General features: G+C 63.1%; 23 protein-coding genes. 2 read left to right on the top strand and 21 right to left on the bottom strand.

Annotated features, from left to right (window positions below; all coding sequences use genetic code 11):
• Window positions 1-3: 3 nt before the first annotated feature.
• From KVP70_RS18490 to KVP70_RS18460, 7 genes are all read right to left on the bottom strand, one after another.
• A complete protein-coding gene (locus tag KVP70_RS18490; protein WP_217943636.1) occupies window positions 4-894 on the bottom strand; it encodes an ABC transporter ATP-binding protein in 891 nt (296 codons plus the stop codon).
• A 130-nt stretch (window positions 895-1,024) separates the two neighbouring features.
• Window positions 1,025-1,861, bottom strand: a complete 837-nt coding sequence (locus KVP70_RS18485; RefSeq protein WP_229224910.1) for a hypothetical protein — start codon at window positions 1,859-1,861, stop codon at window positions 1,025-1,027.
• Window positions 1,862-2,113: 252 nt separating this feature from the next.
• Window positions 2,114-4,009: an FAD/NAD(P)-binding protein gene (locus KVP70_RS18480; RefSeq protein WP_217943634.1), complete on the bottom strand. Its 1,896-nt coding sequence runs from the start codon at window positions 4,007-4,009 to the stop codon at window positions 2,114-2,116.
• Window positions 4,010-4,080: 71 nt separating this feature from the next.
• Window positions 4,081-7,227 carry an efflux RND transporter permease subunit gene (locus tag KVP70_RS18475; protein WP_217943633.1) on the bottom strand — a complete coding sequence of 1,049 codons (3,147 nt, stop codon included), beginning with the start codon at window positions 7,225-7,227 and terminating at the stop codon, window positions 4,081-4,083.
• Window positions 7,228-7,229: 2 nt separating this feature from the next.
• A complete protein-coding gene (locus KVP70_RS18470) occupies window positions 7,230-8,378 on the bottom strand; it encodes an efflux RND transporter periplasmic adaptor subunit (RefSeq protein ID WP_217943632.1) in 1,149 nt (382 codons plus the stop codon).
• Between the two features lie 142 nt (window positions 8,379-8,520).
• A complete protein-coding gene (locus KVP70_RS18465) occupies window positions 8,521-9,876 on the bottom strand; it encodes an ATP-binding protein (RefSeq protein ID WP_217943631.1) in 1,356 nt (451 codons plus the stop codon).
• Window positions 9,873-10,601, bottom strand: a complete 729-nt coding sequence (locus KVP70_RS18460) for a response regulator (protein ID WP_116992802.1) — start codon at window positions 10,599-10,601, stop codon at window positions 9,873-9,875. The genes KVP70_RS18465 and KVP70_RS18460 overlap by 4 nt, the downstream gene beginning before the upstream one ends.
• 196 nt (window positions 10,602-10,797) lie before the next feature.
• Between KVP70_RS18460 and KVP70_RS18455 the strand changes: the two genes are divergently transcribed.
• The gene (locus KVP70_RS18455; RefSeq protein WP_217943630.1) at window positions 10,798-11,283 is read left to right on the top strand and encodes a Spy/CpxP family protein refolding chaperone; all 486 of its coding nucleotides are present in this window, start codon (window positions 10,798-10,800) and stop codon (window positions 11,281-11,283) included.
• A gap of 1 nt (window position 11,284) precedes the next feature.
• Here the strand turns inward: KVP70_RS18455 and dsbD are convergent, their stop codons facing one another.
• Window positions 11,285-13,219 (bottom strand): protein-disulfide reductase DsbD, encoded by a 1,935-nt coding sequence (gene dsbD, locus KVP70_RS18450; RefSeq protein ID WP_217943629.1) that lies wholly within the window; start codon window positions 13,217-13,219, stop codon window positions 11,285-11,287.
• Window positions 13,220-13,332: 113 nt separating this feature from the next.
• On the opposite strand from dsbD, the gene KVP70_RS18445 reads away from it, so the two are divergent.
• Window positions 13,333-15,003, top strand: a complete 1,671-nt coding sequence (locus KVP70_RS18445; protein ID WP_217943628.1) for a M28 family peptidase — start codon at window positions 13,333-13,335, stop codon at window positions 15,001-15,003.
• A gap of 53 nt (window positions 15,004-15,056) precedes the next feature.
• On the opposite strand, the gene rplQ is transcribed toward KVP70_RS18445, so the two are convergent.
• The 13 genes from rplQ to rplF form a co-directional block, all read right to left on the bottom strand.
• Window positions 15,057-15,455, bottom strand: coding sequence for a 50S ribosomal protein L17 (rplQ, locus tag KVP70_RS18440; RefSeq protein ID WP_217943627.1), 399 nt, complete (start codon window positions 15,453-15,455; stop codon window positions 15,057-15,059).
• 174 nt (window positions 15,456-15,629) lie between these two features.
• Window positions 15,630-16,607, bottom strand: a complete 978-nt coding sequence (locus tag KVP70_RS18435; protein ID WP_008444343.1) for a DNA-directed RNA polymerase subunit alpha — start codon at window positions 16,605-16,607, stop codon at window positions 15,630-15,632.
• 109 nt (window positions 16,608-16,716) lie between these two features.
• On the bottom strand, window positions 16,717-17,340 hold the full coding sequence (gene rpsD, locus KVP70_RS18430) for a 30S ribosomal protein S4 (protein WP_008444341.1): 624 nt from the start codon (window positions 17,338-17,340) through the stop codon (window positions 16,717-16,719).
• A gap of 224 nt (window positions 17,341-17,564) precedes the next feature.
• Window positions 17,565-17,969: a 30S ribosomal protein S11 gene (gene rpsK / locus KVP70_RS18425; protein ID WP_008444339.1), complete on the bottom strand. Its 405-nt coding sequence runs from the start codon at window positions 17,967-17,969 to the stop codon at window positions 17,565-17,567.
• 14 nt (window positions 17,970-17,983) lie between these two features.
• The gene (rpsM, locus tag KVP70_RS18420; RefSeq protein WP_020704383.1) at window positions 17,984-18,349 is read right to left on the bottom strand and encodes a 30S ribosomal protein S13; all 366 of its coding nucleotides are present in this window, start codon (window positions 18,347-18,349) and stop codon (window positions 17,984-17,986) included.
• A gap of 27 nt (window positions 18,350-18,376) precedes the next feature.
• Window positions 18,377-18,490, bottom strand: coding sequence for a 50S ribosomal protein L36 (rpmJ, locus tag KVP70_RS18415; RefSeq protein WP_005663407.1), 114 nt, complete (start codon window positions 18,488-18,490; stop codon window positions 18,377-18,379).
• 30 nt (window positions 18,491-18,520) lie between these two features.
• On the bottom strand, window positions 18,521-18,739 hold the full coding sequence (gene infA / locus KVP70_RS18410; RefSeq protein WP_005663428.1) for a translation initiation factor IF-1: 219 nt from the start codon (window positions 18,737-18,739) through the stop codon (window positions 18,521-18,523).
• 18 nt (window positions 18,740-18,757) lie between these two features.
• Window positions 18,758-20,092 (bottom strand): preprotein translocase subunit SecY, encoded by a 1,335-nt coding sequence (gene secY / locus KVP70_RS18405; protein WP_217943626.1) that lies wholly within the window; start codon window positions 20,090-20,092, stop codon window positions 18,758-18,760.
• A gap of 32 nt (window positions 20,093-20,124) precedes the next feature.
• Window positions 20,125-20,556, bottom strand: coding sequence for a 50S ribosomal protein L15 (gene rplO / locus KVP70_RS18400; RefSeq protein WP_116992806.1), 432 nt, complete (start codon window positions 20,554-20,556; stop codon window positions 20,125-20,127).
• 27 nt (window positions 20,557-20,583) lie between these two features.
• Window positions 20,584-20,766: a 50S ribosomal protein L30 gene (gene rpmD, locus KVP70_RS18395; protein ID WP_036623375.1), complete on the bottom strand. Its 183-nt coding sequence runs from the start codon at window positions 20,764-20,766 to the stop codon at window positions 20,584-20,586.
• Window positions 20,767-20,776: 10 nt separating this feature from the next.
• On the bottom strand, window positions 20,777-21,295 hold the full coding sequence (rpsE, locus tag KVP70_RS18390) for a 30S ribosomal protein S5 (protein ID WP_026334874.1): 519 nt from the start codon (window positions 21,293-21,295) through the stop codon (window positions 20,777-20,779).
• 9 nt (window positions 21,296-21,304) lie between these two features.
• Window positions 21,305-21,667, bottom strand: coding sequence for a 50S ribosomal protein L18 (gene rplR / locus KVP70_RS18385; protein ID WP_090325886.1), 363 nt, complete (start codon window positions 21,665-21,667; stop codon window positions 21,305-21,307).
• Between the two features lie 13 nt (window positions 21,668-21,680).
• On the bottom strand, window positions 21,681-22,214 hold the full coding sequence (gene rplF, locus KVP70_RS18380; RefSeq protein ID WP_217943625.1) for a 50S ribosomal protein L6: 534 nt from the start codon (window positions 22,212-22,214) through the stop codon (window positions 21,681-21,683).
• Between the last annotated feature and the right edge of the window lie 2 nt (window positions 22,215-22,216).

Below are 22,216 nucleotides of genomic sequence, written 5' to 3'. Positions count from 1 at the left end.
CCCTCAGACCACGGCGGCCGCGCTGGCGGCGGCATTGCGCACGTGCAGGAAGTAGACGTCTTCCAAGTCCGCCTCCACCGCCACGAAGCCGTCGTCCGGCTGGCTGTCGGCAAACACATTGATCTGCGGCTTGCCGCCGACCAGGCGGGTGTGCAGCACGTTCATGCGCCGCTGGTATTCCGGCAAGGCCTCGGCGCTGACGCTGCGGCGCCAGACCTTGTTCTTCAAGGTGTCGATGGCGGCCTGCGGCTCGCCCTGCAGCAGCACCTCGCCCTTGACGATCATCGCCATGCGCGGGCACAGGTCGGTGACGTCGTCGACGATGTGGGTCGACAGGATCACCACCACCTGCTCGCCGATCTTGGCCAGCAGGTTGAGGAAGCGGTTGCGCTCATCGGGATCGAGGCCGGCGGTGGGCTCGTCGACGATCACCAGCTTCGGCGCGCCCAGCAGCGCCTGGGCGATGCCGAAGCGCTGGCGCATGCCGCCCGAATAAGTGCCCAGGCCGCGCTTGCGCGCTTCCCACAGATTGGTCTGCTGCAGCAGCGCCTCGACCGCTTCCTTGCGCTCGCCGCGCGCGGTCAGGCCCTTGAGCACGGCAAAGTGGTTGAGCAGCACTTCGGCCGTGACCTTGGGATAGACGCCGAAGTCCTGCGGCAGGTAGCCGAGCTGGCGGCGCAGCGCCTCCGGCTGGGCCAGCACGTCGAGGCCGTCGAAATGGATGCTGCCGCTATCGGGGTCTTGCAGCGTGGCGATGGTGCGCATCAGCGACGACTTGCCGGCGCCGTTGGGGCCCAGCAAGCCGAACATGCCGTTCGGGATGTCGAGGGTGACGTCGTTGATGGCCTTGACGCCGTTGGCGTAAGTCTTGTTCAGCTGTTTGATCGATAGCATGGAACACAATCTCCTGATAGGAAACGGACGCAGTCCGCGGCAACGCTACCTTAAGATAAAGTTGCCAAGCTATCAGGATTTTTGCGACCAACGGCTGATTTGGGGGATCGAACCGTAGTTTTTTGGCAAATCAGCGCCCGGGGCCGCGCGAGTACTCGGGGAACATTTCCTTCAGCAAGAAGGCGATCAACTCCTTTTCGTCTTCCTTGCGCGCGCTCATCGTCACCACCTTGCCCAGGCGGCGCGAATCCCATTCGAAGTCGCCCGGTTTTTCCTTGCGGATGATCTTGACCATTTCCTTGGCGACCGCCGTCTCGATATCCTGCTCGGCGCCCTGCTCGACGTGGATCTGCTGCAGCCAGCGGCGCTTGAAGTTGGTGTTCCAGCCGCGGAACTTCACGTCGGCGCTGTGGTAGCTCTTGTCGACCTGGAAGATGCCGCCGGTGTCGTCCTTGTCGGCGCCGCTGGTGCGGCCCTGGGCGCCGGCGATATTGCCCTTGGCGATGCGCAGCGAGCGTTCGGCGTCGCTCTCGGCCGGGGCGCTTGGCGCCGGTTGCGGGTTGTTGGCCTCGCGCGCGGCGCGGCGCTTGGCGATCATCTCGGACATGTCCTGCTCGGGCGGCGGCGTCATCGTCGCCTGCACCGGCGGCACATAGGTTTCCAGCTTGGGACGGATGGCGGCCGGCGCATCCTTGGTGGCGACCTGCTTGCGCGGCGGCGGCGGCTTGGTGGCCTTGGACACTTCAGGTTTCTTCTGCTGCGGCTTGTTCTGCGGCTTGTCCGGCAACGGCGCGATGTAGACCATCACCCCACCCTTGGGCGGCGCGGAATGGGTGTTCTTGGGCGTGGGCGAGAGGAAGTAGTACAGCACGCCCAGCAAGTGCAAGGCGATGGAAATGCCGACGCCGATGCGGTTGGACTTCGACTTACGATCCCATGCGGCGAACCGCTCCCCAGCCTCAGGCAAACGCTGGCCGCAAGTTTCGCAATATTCGGAATTTGCAGAGAGTAAATGGGAATCGTGATGCAAAATAGCAAACCTTGGTTGGAACGAAGTCGACAAAATGCGGCCATAGTGCCAGAGTCCCACCGTTTTGGGAACCGCTGTGCAAGGCCATGATAACGCGCCGGACAGCGGCGCGTGCGCTCCAGGGGATTTAACAGGAAGAGCTTACAAGTTCCGCGTCTTGACGGGTGTTACCGTATGTATCAACCAGCTTCACAAAGTGACGCGCGGCAACACTGCCGAGGTCGCCGGGGCGTCCGCGCGGCGGGCGTCGGGCTGGGGGATGGCGTCCATCAGGGCCACCATGGCGTGCACGCTGCGGTCGGCGTCCAGCACCTGGCGCGAGCGCATTTGCGGCCGTGGCAGGGCGTGCGTGTAGTAGTGCGCCCCCTCGACCAGGTAGCCCAGCGCCCAGATGTTGCGGGACGGCTGGCCGCAGTCGTCGCGCGGCCGGCCGGCGGCGTCGATGTCGATGCCACCGGGGTGGAAACTACCGTTGAAATACGGCCGCGCCAGGCCCCGCCTGAGCACATTACGGATAAGTAAGGAATCGTCGATCGTTGGAAAAAACCCATCCAGCCGGGCGATCAGCAGCACATCGACCGGGTGTTTGACCACCCCGCCGCCGAATTGGGTGCTCAGCACATAGCAGGCATTGCGCTCGTCGAGCTCGATGCTGCTGTGGGGACCGGACAGGATCTCGATGACGCCTGCGTCCAGCAGCGCCAGCAGTTCCTGGTTGCGCCGCAGCGGCGGCCCGAAGGCGCTGCGGTTGATGGCCGGGTGGTAGCGCTCCAGGAACTGGCGGTGCGAGGCCGGCGTCAGCCCGCCATGTTCGATCGCCGCCTGCAAGGTGGCGCGCACGTCGCGCAGCACGTCGGTGGCGGCCTTGGTCGCACTGTCAATATTGCCCAGTTTTGCTTCAGCCAGGTCCTCGCGCAGCCAGTCGTGGAAGAATGCGCGGAACTCGTCCAGCGTGGCGAACTGGCGCGCGCCCAGCGGGAACAGCAGCTGGTCGATCAGCGCGTCGTCGTCCGCCGTCGGCACGAAGCTGGCGGGATCGAGGACCGCCTTGGCCAGCGTGCTGTGGTAGACCCAGGCCATTTCGCGCTTGAGCAGCGGCAGCAGTTCGCGCTCGAAATCGAGCTGGCGGCTGCCGCGCGAGGCCAGCGCCAGGCGGCGCAGCGCGGCCACCGCGTCCGGCGTGAAATAGTGCGGCTGGTGGCGACCGTCCAGCCCCTTCTGGTTGACGCCGCGCGCGGCGGCCGGCAGGCAGTTGCGCGAGCACAGGGTCAGCTGCGGCTCGCCGCCGGAGCGCTGGTAGCGCAAGCCGTGCTCGCCGCGCACAAAAGCGCCGCCCCGCCCCACCGTCAGCTCGGCGATGATGTCGTGCGCGCTCAGCCCCAGGCCCTGGATGGCGACGCGGGCGCCGGCGCCGATGCCGTTGAGCTGCGCCAGCGGATAGGCGTGGCGCACGAAGGCCAGCCGGCTGTTGTGGCGCGCGTGCTCGCGCGCGAAGGCGGCCAGCTTTTCGTCGAGCTCGCTGGGCTGGTTGCGGCCGTGGCCGGTGGTCAGGAAGACGAAGTCGCTGGGCACCAGGAAGCCCGTGTCGAGCTCGACGGTGCAAGCGCCGTCTGGCTGGCGCCACAGGTCGCGCGCGCGCAGGCGGTGGTGGGTCAGGCGCACGCTGGACGGCAGCGCGGCGGCGATCTGGCCGTAGGCCCAGGCCAGGTATTCGCCCAGCAGGCTGCGCGGCAGGTAGTCAGCTTCGGTGATGTCGGCGCCGCCGTGTTCGCCCAGCTGGTAGTAGCGCTCGCCCACGCGGCGGTAACCGGCCTGGCGCGCCCACGCCGTCAGCGAGGGCGTGGCGCACACCGGCGGATACTGCACCGCGCCGGGGGCGGGAAACAGCGTGACCTGGCTGGCGATGGTGTTGATCAGCAGGTGCTGCGGCTGGCGCGTGCCGTGCACGCCAGGGCCGCAGTCGCCCGGCTCGATCAGGTTGATGTCCAGCGGCAGCTGGCGGCCGGCGGCGATGGCGGCGATGCGCTCAAACGCGCTGAGTCCGCGCGGGCCCATGCCGATGATGGTGACACTGTAGCGTTTCATCTGCAACCGTCCTTTATCGTGGTCAACTTGCCCATGATAAAGAAACGGTCTTTAAAGCAACTTGCTACCGCTCAATGCTTGACCGTGTTCACGGCCTTCAGTGGCACGGCGTGCACACCTCCGACGGCCGGGACGTCGCCGGCGACCAGCTCGGCGTCGCTCATCGGGCCCGTGCCGCTGTACTTGTCGAGGAACAGGTAGATGACCGGCGTGATGTACAGCGTGATCACTTGCGAGAAGATCAGGCCGCCCACCACCGCCAGGCCGAGCGGCTGGCGCAGCTCGGCGCCGGCGCCCAGGCCCAGCGCGATCGGCAAGGCGCCCATCAGCGCCGCCATGGTGGTCATCATGATCGGGCGGAAGCGCAGCACGCAGGCTTCGCGGATCGCCTCGGCCGGCGTGCGGCCTTCGTTGCGCTGCACGTGCAGCGCGAAGTCGATCATCATGATGGCGTTCTTCTTGACGATGCCGATCAACATCAGGATGCCGATGATGGCGATCATCGTCAGGTCCAGGTTGAACAGGCGCAAGGTCAGCAAGGCGCCGACCGCGGCCGACGGCAGGCCGGCCAGGATGGTCAGCGGGTGGATGTAGCTCTCGTACAGCACGCCCAGCAGCACGTAGATCACACCCAGCGCGGCGATGATCAGGATCAGCTGGCTGCTTTGCGAACTCTGGAACACCGCCGCGTCGCCACCGTAGTTGGTGATGATCGATGGCGGCAAATGCATGTCCATGCCCATCTGGTCGATCTTGGCGGTGGCCTTGCCCAGCGGGACGTCCGGCGCCAGGTTGAACGACAAGGTGATCGCCTGCAGCTGGCCCTGGTGGTTGACGGCGGTCGGGCCGATGGTGCGCTGGACCGTGGCAAAGCTGGACAGCTGCACCAGGTTGCCGCTCTTGTTGCGCACCGAGATGCGGGTCAGCGCGTCGTCGAACTGGCGGTCGGCGGTGGCCGCCTCCAGGATCACGTAGTAGCTGGCGGCGGGCGAGTAGATGGTCGACACCTGGCGCTCGCCGAAGGCCAGGTAGAGCGCGGTGCGGACGTCGCCGATGGCCACGCCGAGGTTGTTGGCCTTGTCGCGGTCGATCTTGAGCGATGCCTGCAGGCCCTTGTTCTGCGAATCGCTGGTGACGTCGCGGAACTCGGGATCGGCGCGCAGCTGGTCGAGGTATTTCTGCGCCCAGTCGTTGAGCGCCCCGGGGCTGACCGATTGCAGCGTGTACTGGTAGCGGCTCTTGGACTGGCGTCCGCCCAGCTGCAGGTTCTGCACCGGGCTCAGGTAGACCGAAATGCCGGCCACCGTCCTGGTGGCCTTGCGCAGGCTGTCCAGCACTTGCGGCATCTTCTGGCGCTGGTCGCGCGGCTTAAGCACCAGGAACATGCGGCCGCTGTTGCCGCCGCCGACAAACGAGGTCACGTCCTGCACATTGGGATCGGCCTTGATGACGGCCGCCACGCGTTCCTGCAAGTCCATCAGCGAGGCCGACGAGATGTCTTCCGACGCCTCGGTATTGACGCGGATCTGGCCCAGGTCTTCCTCGGGGAAAAAGCCTTTCGGGATGGTGATGTAGAGCACCGCCGTCAATGCGAAGGTGCCGATCGCCGCCGCCAGCACGAGGTAGCGGTGGTGCAGCGCGACGTCCAGCGTGCGCACATAGCCGTTGCGCAGCGCGGTGAAGCCGGCCTCGAACCAGCGGCCGATGAAGCCGCCCTTGTCGTGCTCGGGATCGATGGCGTCGGCCGGCAGCAGGCGGCTGGCCAGCATCGGCACCAGCATCAGCGACACCGCCGCCGACACCAGCACCGACAGCGCCACCACCACGGCGAATTCATGGAACATCAGGCCAATCACGCCCGGCATGAAGAAGATCGGAATGAACACGGCCACCAGCGAGACCGAGATCGAGATGATGGTGAAGCCCATTTCCTTGGCGCCCACCAGCGAGGCTTGCAGCGGCTTCTTGCCCAGCTCGATGTGGCGCACGATGTTCTCCAGCACCACGATGGCGTCGTCGACCACCAGGCCGACCGCCAGGGTGATGCCGAGCAGGGAGACGTTGTCCAGACTGTAGCCGAAGGCGTACAGCAAGGCCAGCGCACCGAGCAGCGAGATCGGCATCGTGATCGCCGGGATGAAGGTGGCGGCCGCGCGGCGCAGGAACAGGAAGATCACCAACACCACCAGGAAGATGGTCAGCAGCAGCGTCAGGTTGACGTCGTGGATGGCTTCGCGGATCGACACCGAGCGGTCGTTGACCAGGTTGATGTTGATCGACGCCGGCAGCTGGTTCTTGAAGCGCGGCAGCAGGCGGCGCACGCCGTCGACCACTTGCACGGTGTTGGCGTCCGGCTGGCGCTGCACCAGCAGCACGATGGAGCGCTCGCCGTTGTAGCTGCCGGCGGTCTTGACCGACTGGAAGCTGTCCTCGACGGTCGCCACGTCCTTCAGGCGCACCGGCTGGCCGTTGCGCTGGGCCACGATCAGCTCGGCGAATTCGGAAGCCTTCATCAGCTGGGCGTTGCCCTGGATGGTCAAGGTCTGGCTCGGGCCATCGAGGATGCCCAGCGGCGTGTTGGCGTTGGCCGACTTGATCGCCTGCTGCAATTCATCCAGGGTCAGGTTGCGGGCGTTCATCAGCTCGGACTTGGCGCGCACCCGCACGGCGAAACGCTTCTGGCCGTTGACGCTGACCTGGGCCACGCCCGGCAGGGTCGACAGGCTGGGCGCGATCAGGTTTTCGGCGTAGTCGTTCAGTTCGGCCAGCGTCAGCGACGGCGAGTTCATGGTCATGAACAGCACCGGCGCGTCGGCCGGGTTGACCTTGCGGTAGGACGGCAGGTCGGTCATCTCGATCGGCAACTGGCGCTGGGCGCGCAGCAGCGCCGCCTGCACATCGACCGCCGCTTCGTTGACGTTGACGCTGGGGTCGAACTCCAGGGTTAGCGAGGAATTGCCCAGCGTGTTGGTGGAGGTGATCAGCGCCAGGCCGGCGATGGTGGAGAACTGTTTCTCCAGCGGCAGCGCGACGGACGAGGCCATCGTATCCGGCGCGGCGCCCGGCAGGTCGGCCGAGACATTGATGACCGGGGTGTTGTAGCTCGGCAGCGCCGCGACCGGGATGTAGAAGTACGACAGCACGCCGGCCAGTATCAAGGTCAGCGACAGCAGCACCACCATCACCGGCCGGCGGATGCATAACTCGGAAAGGTTCATGCTCAGCCTTTCTGCTTGCTCGTGTCCGCAGGCTTGTCGGCCCCGGCGATACGCACTTTGCCGCCCGGCCGCAGGTTCTGCTTGCCGTCGACGATGACTTTCTCGGCGCCGCTCAGACCGGACACGGCGGCGCTGTCGCCGAAGGAATACACCCGCTTGATGTTCACCACCTTGGCGGACTGGTCGGCGTCGACCGCATAGACGAAGGTGCCGCGGGTGTTGCTGATGATGGCGTTTTGCGGGATCACCATGGCGTCCTTCAACACCTGCGAGACGAGCTTGGTGTTGACGTACTGGCCCGGCCACAGGTTCGTGTCCTTGTTGTCGAACTGGGCCTTCACGCGGATCACGCCGGCGATCGGATCGACGCTGTTGTCGATGAAGCTCAGGGCGCCGCTGATTTCCTTGTCGGAGTTGCCCAGCACGACCTTGACCGCCACCGCGCCCTCGTGCTGCGCCTGCAGCAGGCCGGCCAGCGCCGACTCCGGCAAGGTGAAGGAGACGTTGATCGGATCGAGCTGGGTGATGGTGGTCAGCGAGGTGGCCAGTTGCACCAGGCTGCCCGGATAGACGTTGATGGCGCCGACGCGGCCGTTCATCGGCGCGCGGATCGCGGTGTAGCTGGCGTCGACCCCGACCGAGCGGGCGGCGGCCACATCGGACTGCAACAGCGCGCGCGCGGAATCGACCTGGCTCTTGAGCGTGTCGACCGCGCCCTGGGCGATGAAACCCTTGGCCAGCAGCTCCGTCGAGCGCTTGTACTGGCGCTCGTAGTCGGCCAGCGCGGCCTGGTCGCGCGCGACCTGGGCCTGGGCCTTGTCGACGTTGGCGCGCTCGCTGCGGTCGTCCAGCGTGAACATCAGCTCGCCCGATTTGACGAACTGGCCTTCCTTGATATGCACCTTGGCGATGGTGCTGGTGGTTTGCGGATGCAGGTCCACCGTGCTGATCGGTGTGACGGTGCCGTTCGCTTGCAGCACCACCGGCACATCCTGGCGCACCGGCGCGATGACGCTGACGGTGGTCGGGCCTTGTGTGCCCGCGCCGTTGGCGGTTTTCGGCTGTTCGGCCGTTGTATGCGTCATGCTCCAGACGCCGCCGCCTGCCACCACGATGGCGCCGACCAGATATGCTAAGGATGATTTTTTCATTATTTTTTGAACCAGGTTTACTGTCGAAAAACATTGCCGCCCTGCATCAGGCGGAATATTGTCGCACAGTATTTGCCGGGAAAACCGCGCCGTGGCCATCGCCGCGCGCATTTTTCCGGGCTGGAGTTGGTGGGCGCGGGGTTTAGGCGCCGGCGTAGTATTCGGGCACGATCAAGGTGACTTCCAGGCCGCCGTCCGCATGGTTGGACAGCATGACGTTGGCGCCGTGCTGTTCGGCGATGTTGCGGGCGATGGTCAGCCCCAGACCGGTGCCGCCCGATTCGCGCGAGCGCGAGGTTTCAATCCGGTAGAACGGTTCGAACACGCGCGCCATCTGGTCCTGGTCGATGCCGGGACCGCCGTCGCGGATGCGGATGCGGGCCGCGCCCACCATGCGCTCGACGGTGACGTTGGCGTAGTGGCCATACTTGACGGCGTTGTCGATCAGGTTGACCAGGCAGCGGCGTATCGCCAGCGGCCGGCCCATCAGCGCCATCGCCGCGCGGCCGCGCAGTTCGACCTGCTGGCCGCCGTCGGTGGCGTCGCTGCACACGCTGTCGAGCAGCGAGTCGAGGTCGAGCGCCTGCATGGTTTCGGTGGTGTCCATGCTGCGCGCCAGGTCCAGTCCCTCCTTGACCATTTGCTGCATCGCCGACAGGTCGTCGACCAGGCGCTGCTGCAATTCCGGGTCGCCGACTTTTTCCAGCCGCAGGCGCAAACGGGTCAGTGGGGTTTGCAGGTCGTGGGTGATGGCGGCCAGCATCTGCGTGCGCTGCATGATGTGCTGGCGGATGCGCGCCTGCATGGCGTTGAAGGCGGCGCTGGCCTGGCGGATTTCGGCCGCGCCGCTCAACACCAGCGGCGCGTGGTTGATGTCGTTGCCCAGGTCCTTGGCGGCCTGCGCCAGCTGCTTGAGCGGACGCACCGTCATGCGCGTGACCAGGTAGGCCAGCGCGGCGATGCTGAACAGGAAGGGCAGTATCGCCAGCAGCTCGCTGTGGCCGGACGGCGGCGGCGCGCGCGGCGGCAGCACGGACAACTTGAGCACCTGGCCGTCGTGCAGCTGCACGTTCATGGTTTCGCAGGTGCCGCGCCATTGGCTCGGCGCGAAGATATTACTGCTCTTGCGCGGCAGGTCGCATACGGCCGGATGTTCGTCCAGCGGACCCAGCTTGTAGCCCGCGCCCAGGCGCTGCTGCAAGCTGGTGGAAAACTCGGTCGGCGGCAGCGCGGTGGCCAGCGGCAGGTCGGTCGCCTCCAGCCGGACGGTGCCGCGGTGGGCCATGCGCAGGTAGGTGGGGCGCGAGGCCTCGGGCAGCACGTCGGCCGTGGTGATCAATTGTTCGGCCCGCTCCAGCGCGTGGAAGTCGCGGTAGCGCTCCAGCGCGCGCGTGCGTTCGCCCACCGCCAGCCACTGGGTCAGCGCCGCCGAGGCGACGATGCCGAGCAGCAGGATCAGGAACACGCGCCCGGTCATGGAGCCGAAAAAGGCTTTCACGCTTGCGGCTCCACGGTCACGGTGCCGGCCAGCACGTAGCCACCGTTGCGCACGGTCTTGATGATTTGCGGCAGGCGCGCGTCCTCGCCCAGCTTCTGACGCAGGCGGCTGATCTGGATGTCGATCGAACGGTCGAAGGGGTCGGCGTCGCGGCCCTGGGTCAGGTTGAGCAGCTGGTCGCGGTTGAGCACGCGGTTCGGATGTTCGAGGAAGACCTTGAGCAGGCGGAACTCGGCGCCCGACAGCATGATGACGATGCCGTCCGGGTTGAGCAGGTGGCGCGCGGTCAGGTCCAGCGTCCAGCCGGAAAAGCGCAGCTGTTGCGCCTTCTCGGCGCCGCTGCCGACCGGCATCGCGTTACTACGGCGCAGCACGCTGCGGATGCGCGCCAGCAGCTCGCGCGGCTCGAACGGTTTCGGCAGGTAATCGTCGGCGCCCATTTCCAGGCCGAGAATGCGGTCCAGCGGTTCGTTGCGGGCGGTCAGCATGATGACCGGCAGCGTGGAGTGGGCGCGCAGCTTGCGGCACAGGGTCAGGCCGTCGTCGCCGGGCAGGTTGAGGTCGAGCACCACCAGGTCCGGGCGGCCTTCGTCGAGCAGCTTCCACATGGCGGTGCCGTCGGCGGCGCACAGGGCGCGGTAGCCATTCGATTCGAGGTAGTCGGCCAGCAGGGTGCGGATGTCGCGATCGTCGTCTACGATCAAGATTGTTGATGTGGGTTCCATGTGCTAATTATCCCCAGTTAGACGGCGCGTGACCAATCACCAATTGTATCGTCTTGTATATCCCCCTAGGGGCGAAACATCTGGATACAAAATCCGGGCCCTGGGAAACTTGGCGGCAACCTTGCGCTGCCACTATGCATCAAGCGCGGCGCCGAATGCATCGCGATACCTAACTTTCAATGATAGAGGAACGACCATGAACGTCTTACGCAAAAGCATATTGATCGGTTTTACCGTGCTGGGCATGGCGGCGGCGCAGGCGCAGGATACTGCCCCGCCGGCAGGCCGCCACGGCGCCGCTGTCAACAAGGAACAGATGCAGGCCAAGATGGCGGAGATGTTCGCCAAGCGCCAGGCCAGGATGCACGAACTGCTGAAGCTGACGACGCAGCAGGAGTCGGCGTGGGCCACTTACCAGGCGGCCATCGCGCCGGCCGCGACGGGCGGCACGCTGCCGGACCGCGCGGCAATCGCCAAGATGTCGGCGCCGGACCGCATGGCCAAGATGCTCGACCTCAGCAAGCAGCACCAGGCCAGGATGGAAGCGCACCTGGCGGCGCTGACGACGTTCTACGGCCAGTTGACGGCCGAGCAGAAAGCTATCTTCGACGACCACAGCATGGGTGGCGCGCATGGCGGCCATGCCGGTCCGCGCGGCGGCTGGCACGGCCACCGCGACTGAGCTAGTTCAGCCGCGCCAGCGATGCGGTGAACTTGGCCGCATCCTGGAAGCCGATGACGCGGGTGCCATCGATTTCCTTGCCTTGCTTGTCGAACAGGATGATGCCCGGCGGGCCGAACAGGCCGAAGCGCTTCAACATGGCTTTGTCGTCGGCGTCGTTGGCGGTCACGTCCACTTGCAGCAGCACGCTGCTGGCCAGCCGGGCGCGCACTTGCGGATCGACGAAGGTCAGTTTTTCCATCTCCTTGCAGGACACGCACCAGTCGGCGTAGAAGTCCAGCATGGCGGTCTTGCCGCCAGTCTGCATCAGCACTGCGTCGAGCTGCTGTACGGTCTTGATGCGCTGGAAGGCCAGTGGCGCCTCATGCTTGCCGCCGCTCAGATGCGCCAGCGGCGCCAGCGGATCGCGGCCGCCGCTGATCACGCCCACCAGCTGCATCAGGCCCAGCACGGCGACGATGACGCCGACCGACTTGGCGAACCACTTGCCCCGGTTCATCAGCAGGTACATGCCGTAGCCGATGAGCAGCGCGGCCCAGCCCATCATCTGCACCGCGGCCGGCAGCACCGGCGACACCAGCCACCAGCCCATCGCCAGCATCAGCAGGCCGAAGAAACGTTTGACCGCGTCCATCCACATGCCCGCGCGCGGCAGCAAGGCGCCGGCCGAGACGCCGACCAGCATCAGCGGCACGCTCATGCCGACCGCCATCGCGAACAAGGCGCTGCCGCCGACGACGATGTCGCGGCTCTGGCTGATGTAGACCAGCGCGGCGGCCAGCGGCGCGGCCACGCAAGGACCGACGATCAGCGCCGAGATCGCACCCATCACGAACACGCCGGCCAGCTTGCCGGACGATTGGCGGTTCGACACCGTGCTCAGTTTCGATTGCAGCGCGGCCGGAACCTGCAGCTCGTAGAAGCCGAACATCGACAGCGACAGCGCCGCCATCAGCAGGCCGAATGCACCCAGCACCCACGGGTTTTGCAGCGCGGCGGCCAGCCCCTCGCCCGCCAGGCCGGCGGCGACGCCCAGTGCGGTGTAGACAATGGCCATGCCGAGCGAATACGTGACCGACAACAGCAGGCCACGGCCACGGCTGCTGTTGGCGCCCTCGCCGACGATGATCGACGACAGAATAGGCACCATCGGCAGCACGCACGGCGTGAACGACAGGCCCAGCCCCAGCAGGGCGAACAGCGGCAGGATGACCAGCAGCTTGCCCGACTTGAGCGCAGCTTCCAGATGGCCGGCATCGCCGACCGGCGCGGCGGCCACCGGCGGGTTCAGCGGCGGCAGGATAGTCGCGGTCGGCATCGGGATGGCGCGGATGGTGACGCCCGGCGTCAGCGCCGCAGGCTTGCCTTCGCCAACGGTGGCGCTGGCGCTGGCGGCAGGCGCGCTGGCAGCCGGCAGCACGGTCAGTGGCGCCGCCGTGACGTTGATTGACGTTGCAGGGATGGTGGCGGCGGGCTTGGCGCCGGCGGGCGCGGCGGGCAGCGGCACCGAGCCGCTGGCGACCAGCGAGGCCTTGTAATCCTGCGGCGCATAGCACAGGCCCTTGTCCGAGCAGCCCTGCCCCACGACCATCAGCGTGAACGGGCCGTCGGCCTCCACCGGCAAAGTCATGGTGACGGTCTTGCGGTAGGTCTCGACGTTTTTCTGGAAAGTCTCGTCGAAGTGGACGGTGCCGGCCGGGATGGACAGCGCGCCCAGCTTGGCGCCGTTGGCGCTGAACTTGTAACGTTCGCGGTACATGTAATAGCCGTCGGCTATCTGGAAGCTGACCGACACGGTGTGGCCGTCGACCATGCGGGCCGAGAACTTGAACGCCACGTCGGGTTCCAGGAAGCCGTCGTCGGCCAGCGCGGGACGCGCCATCAGCAGGGCGGTCAGCGACAGCAGCAACATGAACAGGCGGGCAAGACGAAGCATGTGTTTTCTTTCGGCGAAATGAGCACGAGCATAGTACACCTAGGCTACTTTTTGCGCCTGAGGCCAGCCTTAAAGCCTGCTAAACTCGGCTTTTCCCCGTGATGGAGCAACCGATGACGACACTACGCCCCCTGCTGTTTTCCGTCCTGGCCCTGGCCGCAGGGGCCGCATGCGCCCAGACGCCCGCCAAGGCGCTGGCCACGGTGTCGCCGCAGGATTTGCTGGCCCACATCAAGACACTGGCGTCGGACGATTTCGAGGGCCGCGCGCCGGGTACGCCGGGCGAGGCCAAGACGGTGGCCTACCTGGAGCAGCAGTTCAAGAAACTGGGCCTGAAACCGGGCAACCCCTATGGCGGCTGGACCCAGGCGGTGCCGATGCGCGGCTTGCAACCGACGCCCAGCTTCAGCTACACGATAGGCGGCCAGACGGTGGCGCTGAACTTCCCCGAAGACTATGTGGCCCATTCGACCAGCCAGCCCAGCAGCGTCAACGTCAGCAATTCCGAAATCGTGTTTGTCGGCTACGGCGTGCAGGCGCCCGAGTACGGCTGGGACGACTACAAGGGTGTCGACGTGCGCGGCAAGACTATCCTGATGTTGATCAACGATCCGGCCGTGCCCGATCCGAAAGACCCGTCCCGGCTGGACCTGACCATGTTCAAGGGCAGCGCCATGACCTACTACGGCCGCTGGACCTACAAATACGAGATCGCCGCCAGGCTGGGCGCGGCGGCGGCCATCATCATCCACGAGACCAAGCCGGCGGCCTATCCGTGGGACGTGGTGCGCAGCGGCGGCAACGGCGAGCAGTTCAGCCTGCTGCACGACGGCGCCGATCCCGACGCGCCGCCAGTGCCGGGCTGGCTCCAGCTGGACAAGGCCAAGCAGATGATGGCGGCGGCAGGCTACGATTTCGACACGCTCAAGCAGCAGGCGCTGAGCAGGGATTTCCGCCCCGTCAGTCTGAAGGGCACGGCCGACTTCAAGGTGGAGAACACGGCGCGCACGGTGGACTCGAACAATGTGCTGGGCCTGATCGAGGGCAGCGATCCCAAGCTCAAGCATGAGTATGTGATCTACAGCGCGCACTGGGACCACCTGGGCATCGACCCGCGCCTGCCGGGCACGCGCACGCAGCAGATCTACCACGGCGCGCTGGACAACGCTTCCGGCACCGCCGCGCTGCTGGCGCTGGCCAAGGCCTACAAGGCGCTGCCGAAGCCGCCCAAGCGCTCGATCCTGTTCCTGGCGACCACGGCCGAGGAACGCGGCCTGCTGGGCGCGAAATACTATGCGGCCCATCCGCTGTATCCGCTCAAGCGGACGGTGGCCAACATCAATATCGATGGCATCAACGCCTGGGGCAAGACGGCGCAGATCGAGAACGTGACCTCGGGCCATTCCAGCATCGACGAGCTGCTGACCAAGTACGCGCTGCTGCAGGGGCGGCAGATGGAGAAGGACTCGCGGCCGGAGTTGGGCAGCTTCTACCGCGCCGACCAGCTGGAGTTCGCGCGGGTGGGCGTGCCGGTGCTGTACACCAAGGCCCGCAGCCGCTTCCTGGACCAGCCGGACAGCTATGCGCACGACGTGGTCGACCGCTACGTCGCGCATGACTACCATCAGGTGACGGACGATGTCCGCGGCGACTGGGACTTGCGCGGCGGCGTGCAGGACATCCAGCTGCTGTTCCAGGTAGGGTTGGACATCGCCCAGGGGACGACGCCTACATGGAACGCCGGTTCGGAATTCAAGGCGGCCGGTGAGCGGCGCCTCAAATAAAAAAAGCCAGGCAGAGCCTGGCTTTCTTCATAACACGGTGACAACGGCGAAGATTACTCTTCTGCGGTTGGCGCTGCGTCGATGTCGGTGACTTCTGGACGGTCCATCAGCTCAACGTAAGCCATAGGAGCGTTGTCGCCAACACGGAAACCCATTTTCAGGATGCGCAGGTAGCCGCCGTTGCGGTTTGCGTAGCGTGGGCCCAGTTCTGCGAACAGCTTCAGAACCATTTCACGATCGCGCAGACGGGAGAATGCCAGACGCTTGTTAGCCAGGGTGTCGGTCTTGCCCATGGTCAGGATAGGCTCAACTACGCGGCGCAGCTCTTTAGCTTTTGGCAGCGTGGTTTTGATGGCTTCATGACGCAGCAGGGAAACGGTCATGTTGCGCAGCATTGCCAGACGGTGGGACGAGGTACGATTCAGTTTACGGAGGCCGTGACGGTGACGCATGGTACTTCCTTTCAGGTGTTTAAATCCGAGTTCTTCGATCGCTCACGTTAGCCGTGAGCGCGGACCGGTTCTAGGGATAACACCCGGCACAACATGTGCCGGGCGGGTACGACAAATCAGTTGGCAACAGGGCAGAACATCGCTGCGCGATGTCCAGCACTGTCACCCAATCTGTTATTTTTCCAAGCCAGCAGGCGGCCAGTTTTCCAGCTTCATGCCCAAGGTCAGGCCGCGCGATGCCAGCACTTCCTTGATTTCGTTCAGGGACTTGCGGCCCAGGTTCGGCGTCTTCAGCAGTTCGTTTTCCGAACGCTGGATCAGGTCGCCGATGTAGTAGATGTTTTCGGCTTTCAGGCAGTTGGCCGAACGCACGGTCAGTTCCAGGTCGTCCACTGGACGCAGCAGGATAGGATCGACCAGCGGTGCGCGCGAAGGAGCTTCAGCAGCGGCTTCGGTGCCTTCCAGGGCGGCGAACACGTTCAGTTGATCGACCAGCACGCGGGCCGATTGACGGATCGCTTCTTCCGGCGAGATGACGCCGTTGGTTTCGATGTTGATGATCAGCTTGTCCAGGTCGGTACGCTGTTCCACGCGAGCGGACTCGACGAAGTAGGAAACGCGGCGCACTGGCGAGAACGACGCATCCAGAATGATGCGGCCGATGGTCTTGTTGGTGTCTTCGGACAGGCGGCGAACGTTACCTGGCACATAGCCACGGCCTTTTTCGACTTTGATCTGCATGTCCAGTTTGCCGCCGGCGGTCAGGTGAGCGATCACGTGGTCCGGATTGATCAGTTCCACGTCGTGTGGCAGATCGATGTCCGAAGCCAGGATGGCGCCTTCGCCTTCCTTTTTCAGGGTCAGGGTGACGGAGTCACGGTTGTGGACTTTAAAGACCACGCCCTTCAGGTTCAGCAGCAGGTCAACAACGTCTTCCTGCACGCCGTCGAGCGACGAGTATTCGTGTACAACGCCCGCGATCGTCACTTCGGTCGGCGCGTAGCCCACCATCGACGACAGCAGTACGCGACGCAGCGCATTACCCAATGTATGGCCATAGCCGCGTTCGAACGGCTCCATCACTACTTTAGCGTGGCCGGCGCCGAGCGCCTCTACATCGATAATACGTGGCTTCAACAGACTGTTTTGCATGTGGTGTCCTCTTCAATACCCTCGGCGCGTTAGGCCGATAAGGCTGATGGCATCAGTGAAAACGCCCGCTGGTCACAGCGGGCGGGTTTTTTTACAACTAGACTACGGATTAACGCGAGTACAGTTCGACGATCAGCGATTCGTTGACGTCGTTGGCGATCTCATTGCGCTCTGGCAGGGACTTGAAGGTGCCTTCCATTTTCTTGGCATCGACCGACACCCAAGCTGGCATGCCAACTTGTTCAGCCAGCGACAGCGCTTCAACGATACGCACTTGCTTCTTCGATTTTTCACGAACAGCGATGACGTCGCCGACTTTAACCACGTACGAAGCGATGTTAACCACTTGGCCGTTCACGGTGAACGCCTTGTGCGATACCAGCTGACGCGCTTCAGCGCGGGTCGAGCCGAAGCCCATGCGGTATGCAACGTTGTCCAGGCGGGTTTCCAGCAGCTTCAGCAGGGTTTCGCCGGTGTTGCCTTTACGACGGTCGGCTTCTGCGAAGTAGCGACGGAACTGACGTTCCAGAACGCCGTACATACGCTTGACTTTTTGCTTTTCGCGCAGTTGGTTGCCGTAGTCCGAGGTGCGGGCACCCGATTTCACGCCGTGCTGGCCTGGTTTGACGTCCAGTTTGCACTTGCTGTCCAGCGAGCGACGTGCGCTCTTCAGGAACAGGTCAGTACCTTCACGACGGGAGAGTTTTGCTTTAGGTCCGATATAACGTGCCACGATGCTTCCTTTTTTTAAATAATAACGCCCCAGCCATCCTGCGATGGTTAGGCGCTAGTCTGATCCTCAGGGTGGGCCAGACGGTGGCTCAAAATGCGAATAACCCGCCGAACGTTGTTCGACAGGCGACAACAGCCGGGCAGTATAACCGTTTCCGGTCTCCTGCTCCAGCGATTTCTGCAAGTCGGAAGGAGGCGAAGCGAGCTTCGCCGCCGACCGGACTATTAGATACGACGACGTTTTGGAGGACGGCAGCCGTTGTGCGGTACTGGGGTAACGTCCTGGATCTCGGTGATCTTGATGCCCAGGTTGTTCAGTGCGCGCACTGCGGATTCACGACCAGGACCAGGGCCCTTGATACGCACTTCCAGGTTCTTCACGCCGCATTCCACTGCGACTTTACCAGCTGCTTCGGCCGCAACCTGCGCTGCGAACGGGGTCGATTTACGCGAACCCTTGAAGCCAGCACCACCGGAGGTCGCCCACGACAGAGCATTGCCCTGACGGTCGGTGATGGTAATGATGGTGTTGTTGAAGGAAGCGTGAACGTGCGCGATACCTTCGGCAACGTTCTTCTTGACCTTCTTGCGGACGCGCGCTGCTGCTGCGCTGCTTTGTTGCTTAGCCATGTGATTTCCCTAGATTATTTCTTGAGCGATTGAGCGGCTTTGCGCGGGCCCTTGCGGGTACGTGCATTGGTGCGGGTGCGCTGGCCGCGGACCGGCAGGCCCTTACGGTGACGCATACCGCGGTAGCAACCCAGATCCATCAAACGCTTGATGTTCATGGACAGCTCACGACGCAGGTCGCCTTCGACGATGAATTTTGCTACTTCATCGCGCAGCTTTTCCAGTTCGCTGTCGTCCAGATCCTTGACCTTTTTAGTGGTCGCGATACCCGTTGCGGCGCAGATGAACTTTGCGCGTGGACGGCCTACACCGTAGATGGCCGTCAGGCCGATTACGGTGTGCTGATGATTGGGGATATTAACCCCTGCAATACGTGCCATTCGTTATTCCTCGATAAATAACGGTTATTAACCTTGACGCTGCTTGTGACGTGGTTCGACGCAGATTACGCGAACAACGCCCTTGCGCTTGATGATCTTGCAGTTGCGGCAGATCCGCTTGACTGAGGCGTTAACTTTCATTTTGCTCTCTCTTCTTGGTTCGATTTACAGTTACTTGGTCCGGAACACGATACGTGCACGGCTCAGGTCGTAAGGTGTCAGCTCTACCGTCACCTTGTCGCCAGGAAGAATGCGGATATAGTTCATCCGCATTTTACCCGAAATATGCCCGAGCACCACGTGTCCGTTTTCCAGCTTTACTCGAAATGTTGCATTCGGGAGATTCTCAAGAATCTCGCCCTGCATCTGTATGACGTCGTCTTTTGCCATTCGGTATGTTTACCGCGCTTATCGCGTCGGAATTCCGCCCTTGAAATTTGCTTTGCGCAGCAGCGATTCATATTGCTGCGACATCACGTAGTTTTGTACCTGGGCCATGAAATCCATGGTCACAACTACAATAATCAACAGAGAGGTACCGCCAAAATAGAATGGTACCTTCCACTCGGCTTGCATGAATTGCGGCAACAAACAGACCAACGTAATGTAGACGGCGCCGGCCAGTGTCAAACGTGTCAGGATCTTGTCGATGTAACGGGCTGTCTGCTCACCGGGACGTATCCCTGGCACGAAGGCCCCGCTCTTCTTCAAGTTGTCCGCTGTTTCCCTGCTGTTGAAGACCAGCGCTGTATAGAAGAAACAGAAAAACACGATCGCAATGGCGTACAACAGTTCGTAGATGGGCTCGCCTGGCCCCATCGAAGCTGCCAAATCTTTCAGGAACCGGACGACCGGGCTGGCCGTATCGGCACCCGTCGTGAACCAGCCCACGATCGTTGCCGGGAACAAGATAATCGACGAAGCGAAGATCGGTGGGATCACGCCGGCCATATTCAACTTCAATGGCAGGTGCGACGTCTGTCCACCGTAAATCTTGTTGCCCACCTGGCGTTTCGCGTAGTTCACCAGAATCTTGCGTTGGCCACGTTCGACAAATACCACGAAGAACGTCACCGCCACAACCAGGATCATGATGATGATCGCGGAGAACGCGCCGATCGCACCGTTGCTCACCGACGAGGCCAGGCCTCCCAGTGCGCCCGGCAGACCGGCTGCGATACCCGCGAAGATGATGATCGAGATACCATTACCGAGACCGCGCTCGGTAATTTGCTCGCCCAACCACATCACGAACATGGTTCCGGTCAACAGCGTAACGACCGTAACGAAACGGAATGCATAGCCTGGATCCAGCACCAGACCAGCTTGCGACTCCAGTGCGACTGCAATGCCCAACGCTTGGAACGTCGCCAGCACCACCGTGAAATACCGGGTGTACTGGGTGATCTTGCGACGGCCTGCTTCGCCTTCTTTTTTGAGCGCCTCCATCTGCGGGGACACGATCGACACCAGTTGCATGATGATCGAGGCCGAGATGTAAGGCGTGATACCCAGCGCAAAGACTGTGAAGCGCGCGAGAGCGCCACCACTGAACATGTTCAACATGCCCAGGATGCCACCCTCTTGCGACTTGAACAGCGCGGCCAATTGTACCGGATCGATCCCGGGAACCGGGATGTGAGCGCCGATACGATAAACCACCAATGCGCCAAGCAAGAACCAGAGCCGGTTCCAAGGGAAACCAGCCGCTGCACTTTTAGCAAGTTGTGGATTAGTCGCCAATTTTCGCTCCGATCAAGCTGTTAGCGGTCAACTCAGGCTACCGAGCCGCCGGCTGCTTCGATGGCGGCTTTCGCGCCAGCGGTCACTTTCAGGCCTTTGAGGTTCACCGCTTTGGTGATCTCGCCGGACAGAATGACGCGCACGTCGCGTGCCAGCACGCCCAGTACGCCAGCTTGCTTCAGGACCAGGATGTCGATGTCGCCAACGGCCAGGTTGTTCAGGTCGGACAGACGCACTTCAGCTTTGAAGGTGGCGTTGAGCGACTTGAAACCGCGCTTAGGCAGACGGCGTTGCAGAGGCATCTGACCGCCTTCGAAACCGACTTTGTGGAAGCCGCCCGAACGCGATTTTTGACCCTTGTGACCACGGCCCGAGGTTTTACCCAGACCGGAGCCGATACCGCGGCCGACGCGACGCTTGTAGTGCTTAGCGCCATCGGCTGGTTGTATGGTATTCAGTTCCATGATTTCTCCGTGTGTAAGCCCGAGGGCTTACGCAACTACTTTAACGAGGTACGAGACTTTGTTGATCATGCCGCGCACGGATGGGGTGTCCTGCAACTCGGCAACCGAGTTAACACGACGCAGACCCAGACCGCGAACGGTGGCACGGTGGTCTTCACGCGTGCCGATCAAGCCCTTGACCAATTGTACTTTGACGGTTTTAGTTGTCATAATGTCCACCTTAGCCCAGGATCTCTTCTACCGACTTGCCGCGTTTCGCAGCAATCTCAGCAGGAGTACTCATTTTTGCCAGACCATCCAGCGTGGCGCGCACCAGGTTGTAAGGGTTGCTCGAGCCGGTGGATTTCGCCACGACGTCGGTCACGCCCATTACTTCGAAGATTGCGCGCATTGCGCCGCCAGCGATGACGCCGGTACCTGGTTTAGCAGGCGACATCATTACTTTCGACGCGCCGTGACGACCGGTAACGGTGTGCTGCAGGGTGCCGTTCTTCAGGTTGACCTTGATCAGGTTGCGACGGGCTTCTTCCATTGCCTTCTGCACACCAACCGGGACTTCCTTCGACTTGCCCTTGCCCATGCCGATGCGGCCATCGCCGTCACCAACCACGGTCAGCGCGGCGAAACCCATGATACGACCACCCTTGACCACTTTGGTCACGCGGTTGATCGCGATCATTTTTTCGCGCATGCCGTCATCCGGCTTGTCGCTTGCCATTTTTGCTTGCATTTTTGCCATGATCGTTCCTTAGAACTTCAGACCGGCTTCGCGCGCGGCTTCTGCCAGCGCCTTCACACGGCCGTGGTAACGGAAACCGGAGCGGTCAAACGCGACTTCGGTAATCCCTGCTTTCAGTGCTTTCTCTGCGACGCGCTTGCCGACGATCGCGGCAGCAGCAGCGTTGCCGCCCTTGCCCGATTTGCCAGCCAGTTCGTTGCGCACTTCGACTTCTGCCGTGGACGCCGATACCAATACTTTGGCATCCGGCGAGATCAGGTTCGCGTAGATATGCAGGTTAGTGCGGTGTACCGACAGGCGGTTCACTTTCTGTTGCGCGATCTTGATCCGGGTTTGGCGTCCGCGGCGCAGACGTGATTCTTTCTTGTCCATCGTCAGCCCCTAGTTACTTCTTCTTGGTTTCTTTAATCTTAACCACTTCGTCCGAATAACGGACGCCCTTGCCCTTATAAGGCTCAGGGGAGCGGTAAGCGCGAACTTCAGCAGCCACTTGGCCCACTTGCTGACGGTCGATCCCTTTGATGATGATCTCCGTCGGCGTTGCGGTTGCGCAGGTGACGCCTACTGGCATCGAGTGAACGACAGGGTGCGAGAAGCCCAGCGACAGATTCAGCTTGTCGCCTTGCGCTTGCGCCTTGTAACCCACACCAACCAGGTTCAGCTTTTTCTCGAAACCCTTGGTCACGCCAGTGACCATGTTGTTGACCAGTGCGCGCAGCGTACCGGACATGGCATTGGCTTCGCGGCTGTCATTAGCGGCGGCAAAGCTCAGGGTTCCTGCATTGTTTTCCACCGTTACCTGGCCGTTCAGGGCCTGGGTCAAGACGCCCAGCGGGCCCTTGACGGTGATCGCTGCTGCGGAGATGGCGACTTCAGCGCCAGCTGGCACAGCGATTGGCATTTTAGCTACACGAGACATGT

It is taken from the genome of Duganella violaceipulchra (assembly GCF_019166075.1).
Classification (GTDB): domain Bacteria; phylum Pseudomonadota; class Gammaproteobacteria; order Burkholderiales; family Burkholderiaceae_D; genus Rugamonas; species Rugamonas violaceipulchra.
The sequence above is the reverse complement of the archived record's forward strand: the minus strand, read 5'-3'. Positions and strand labels throughout refer to the sequence as shown.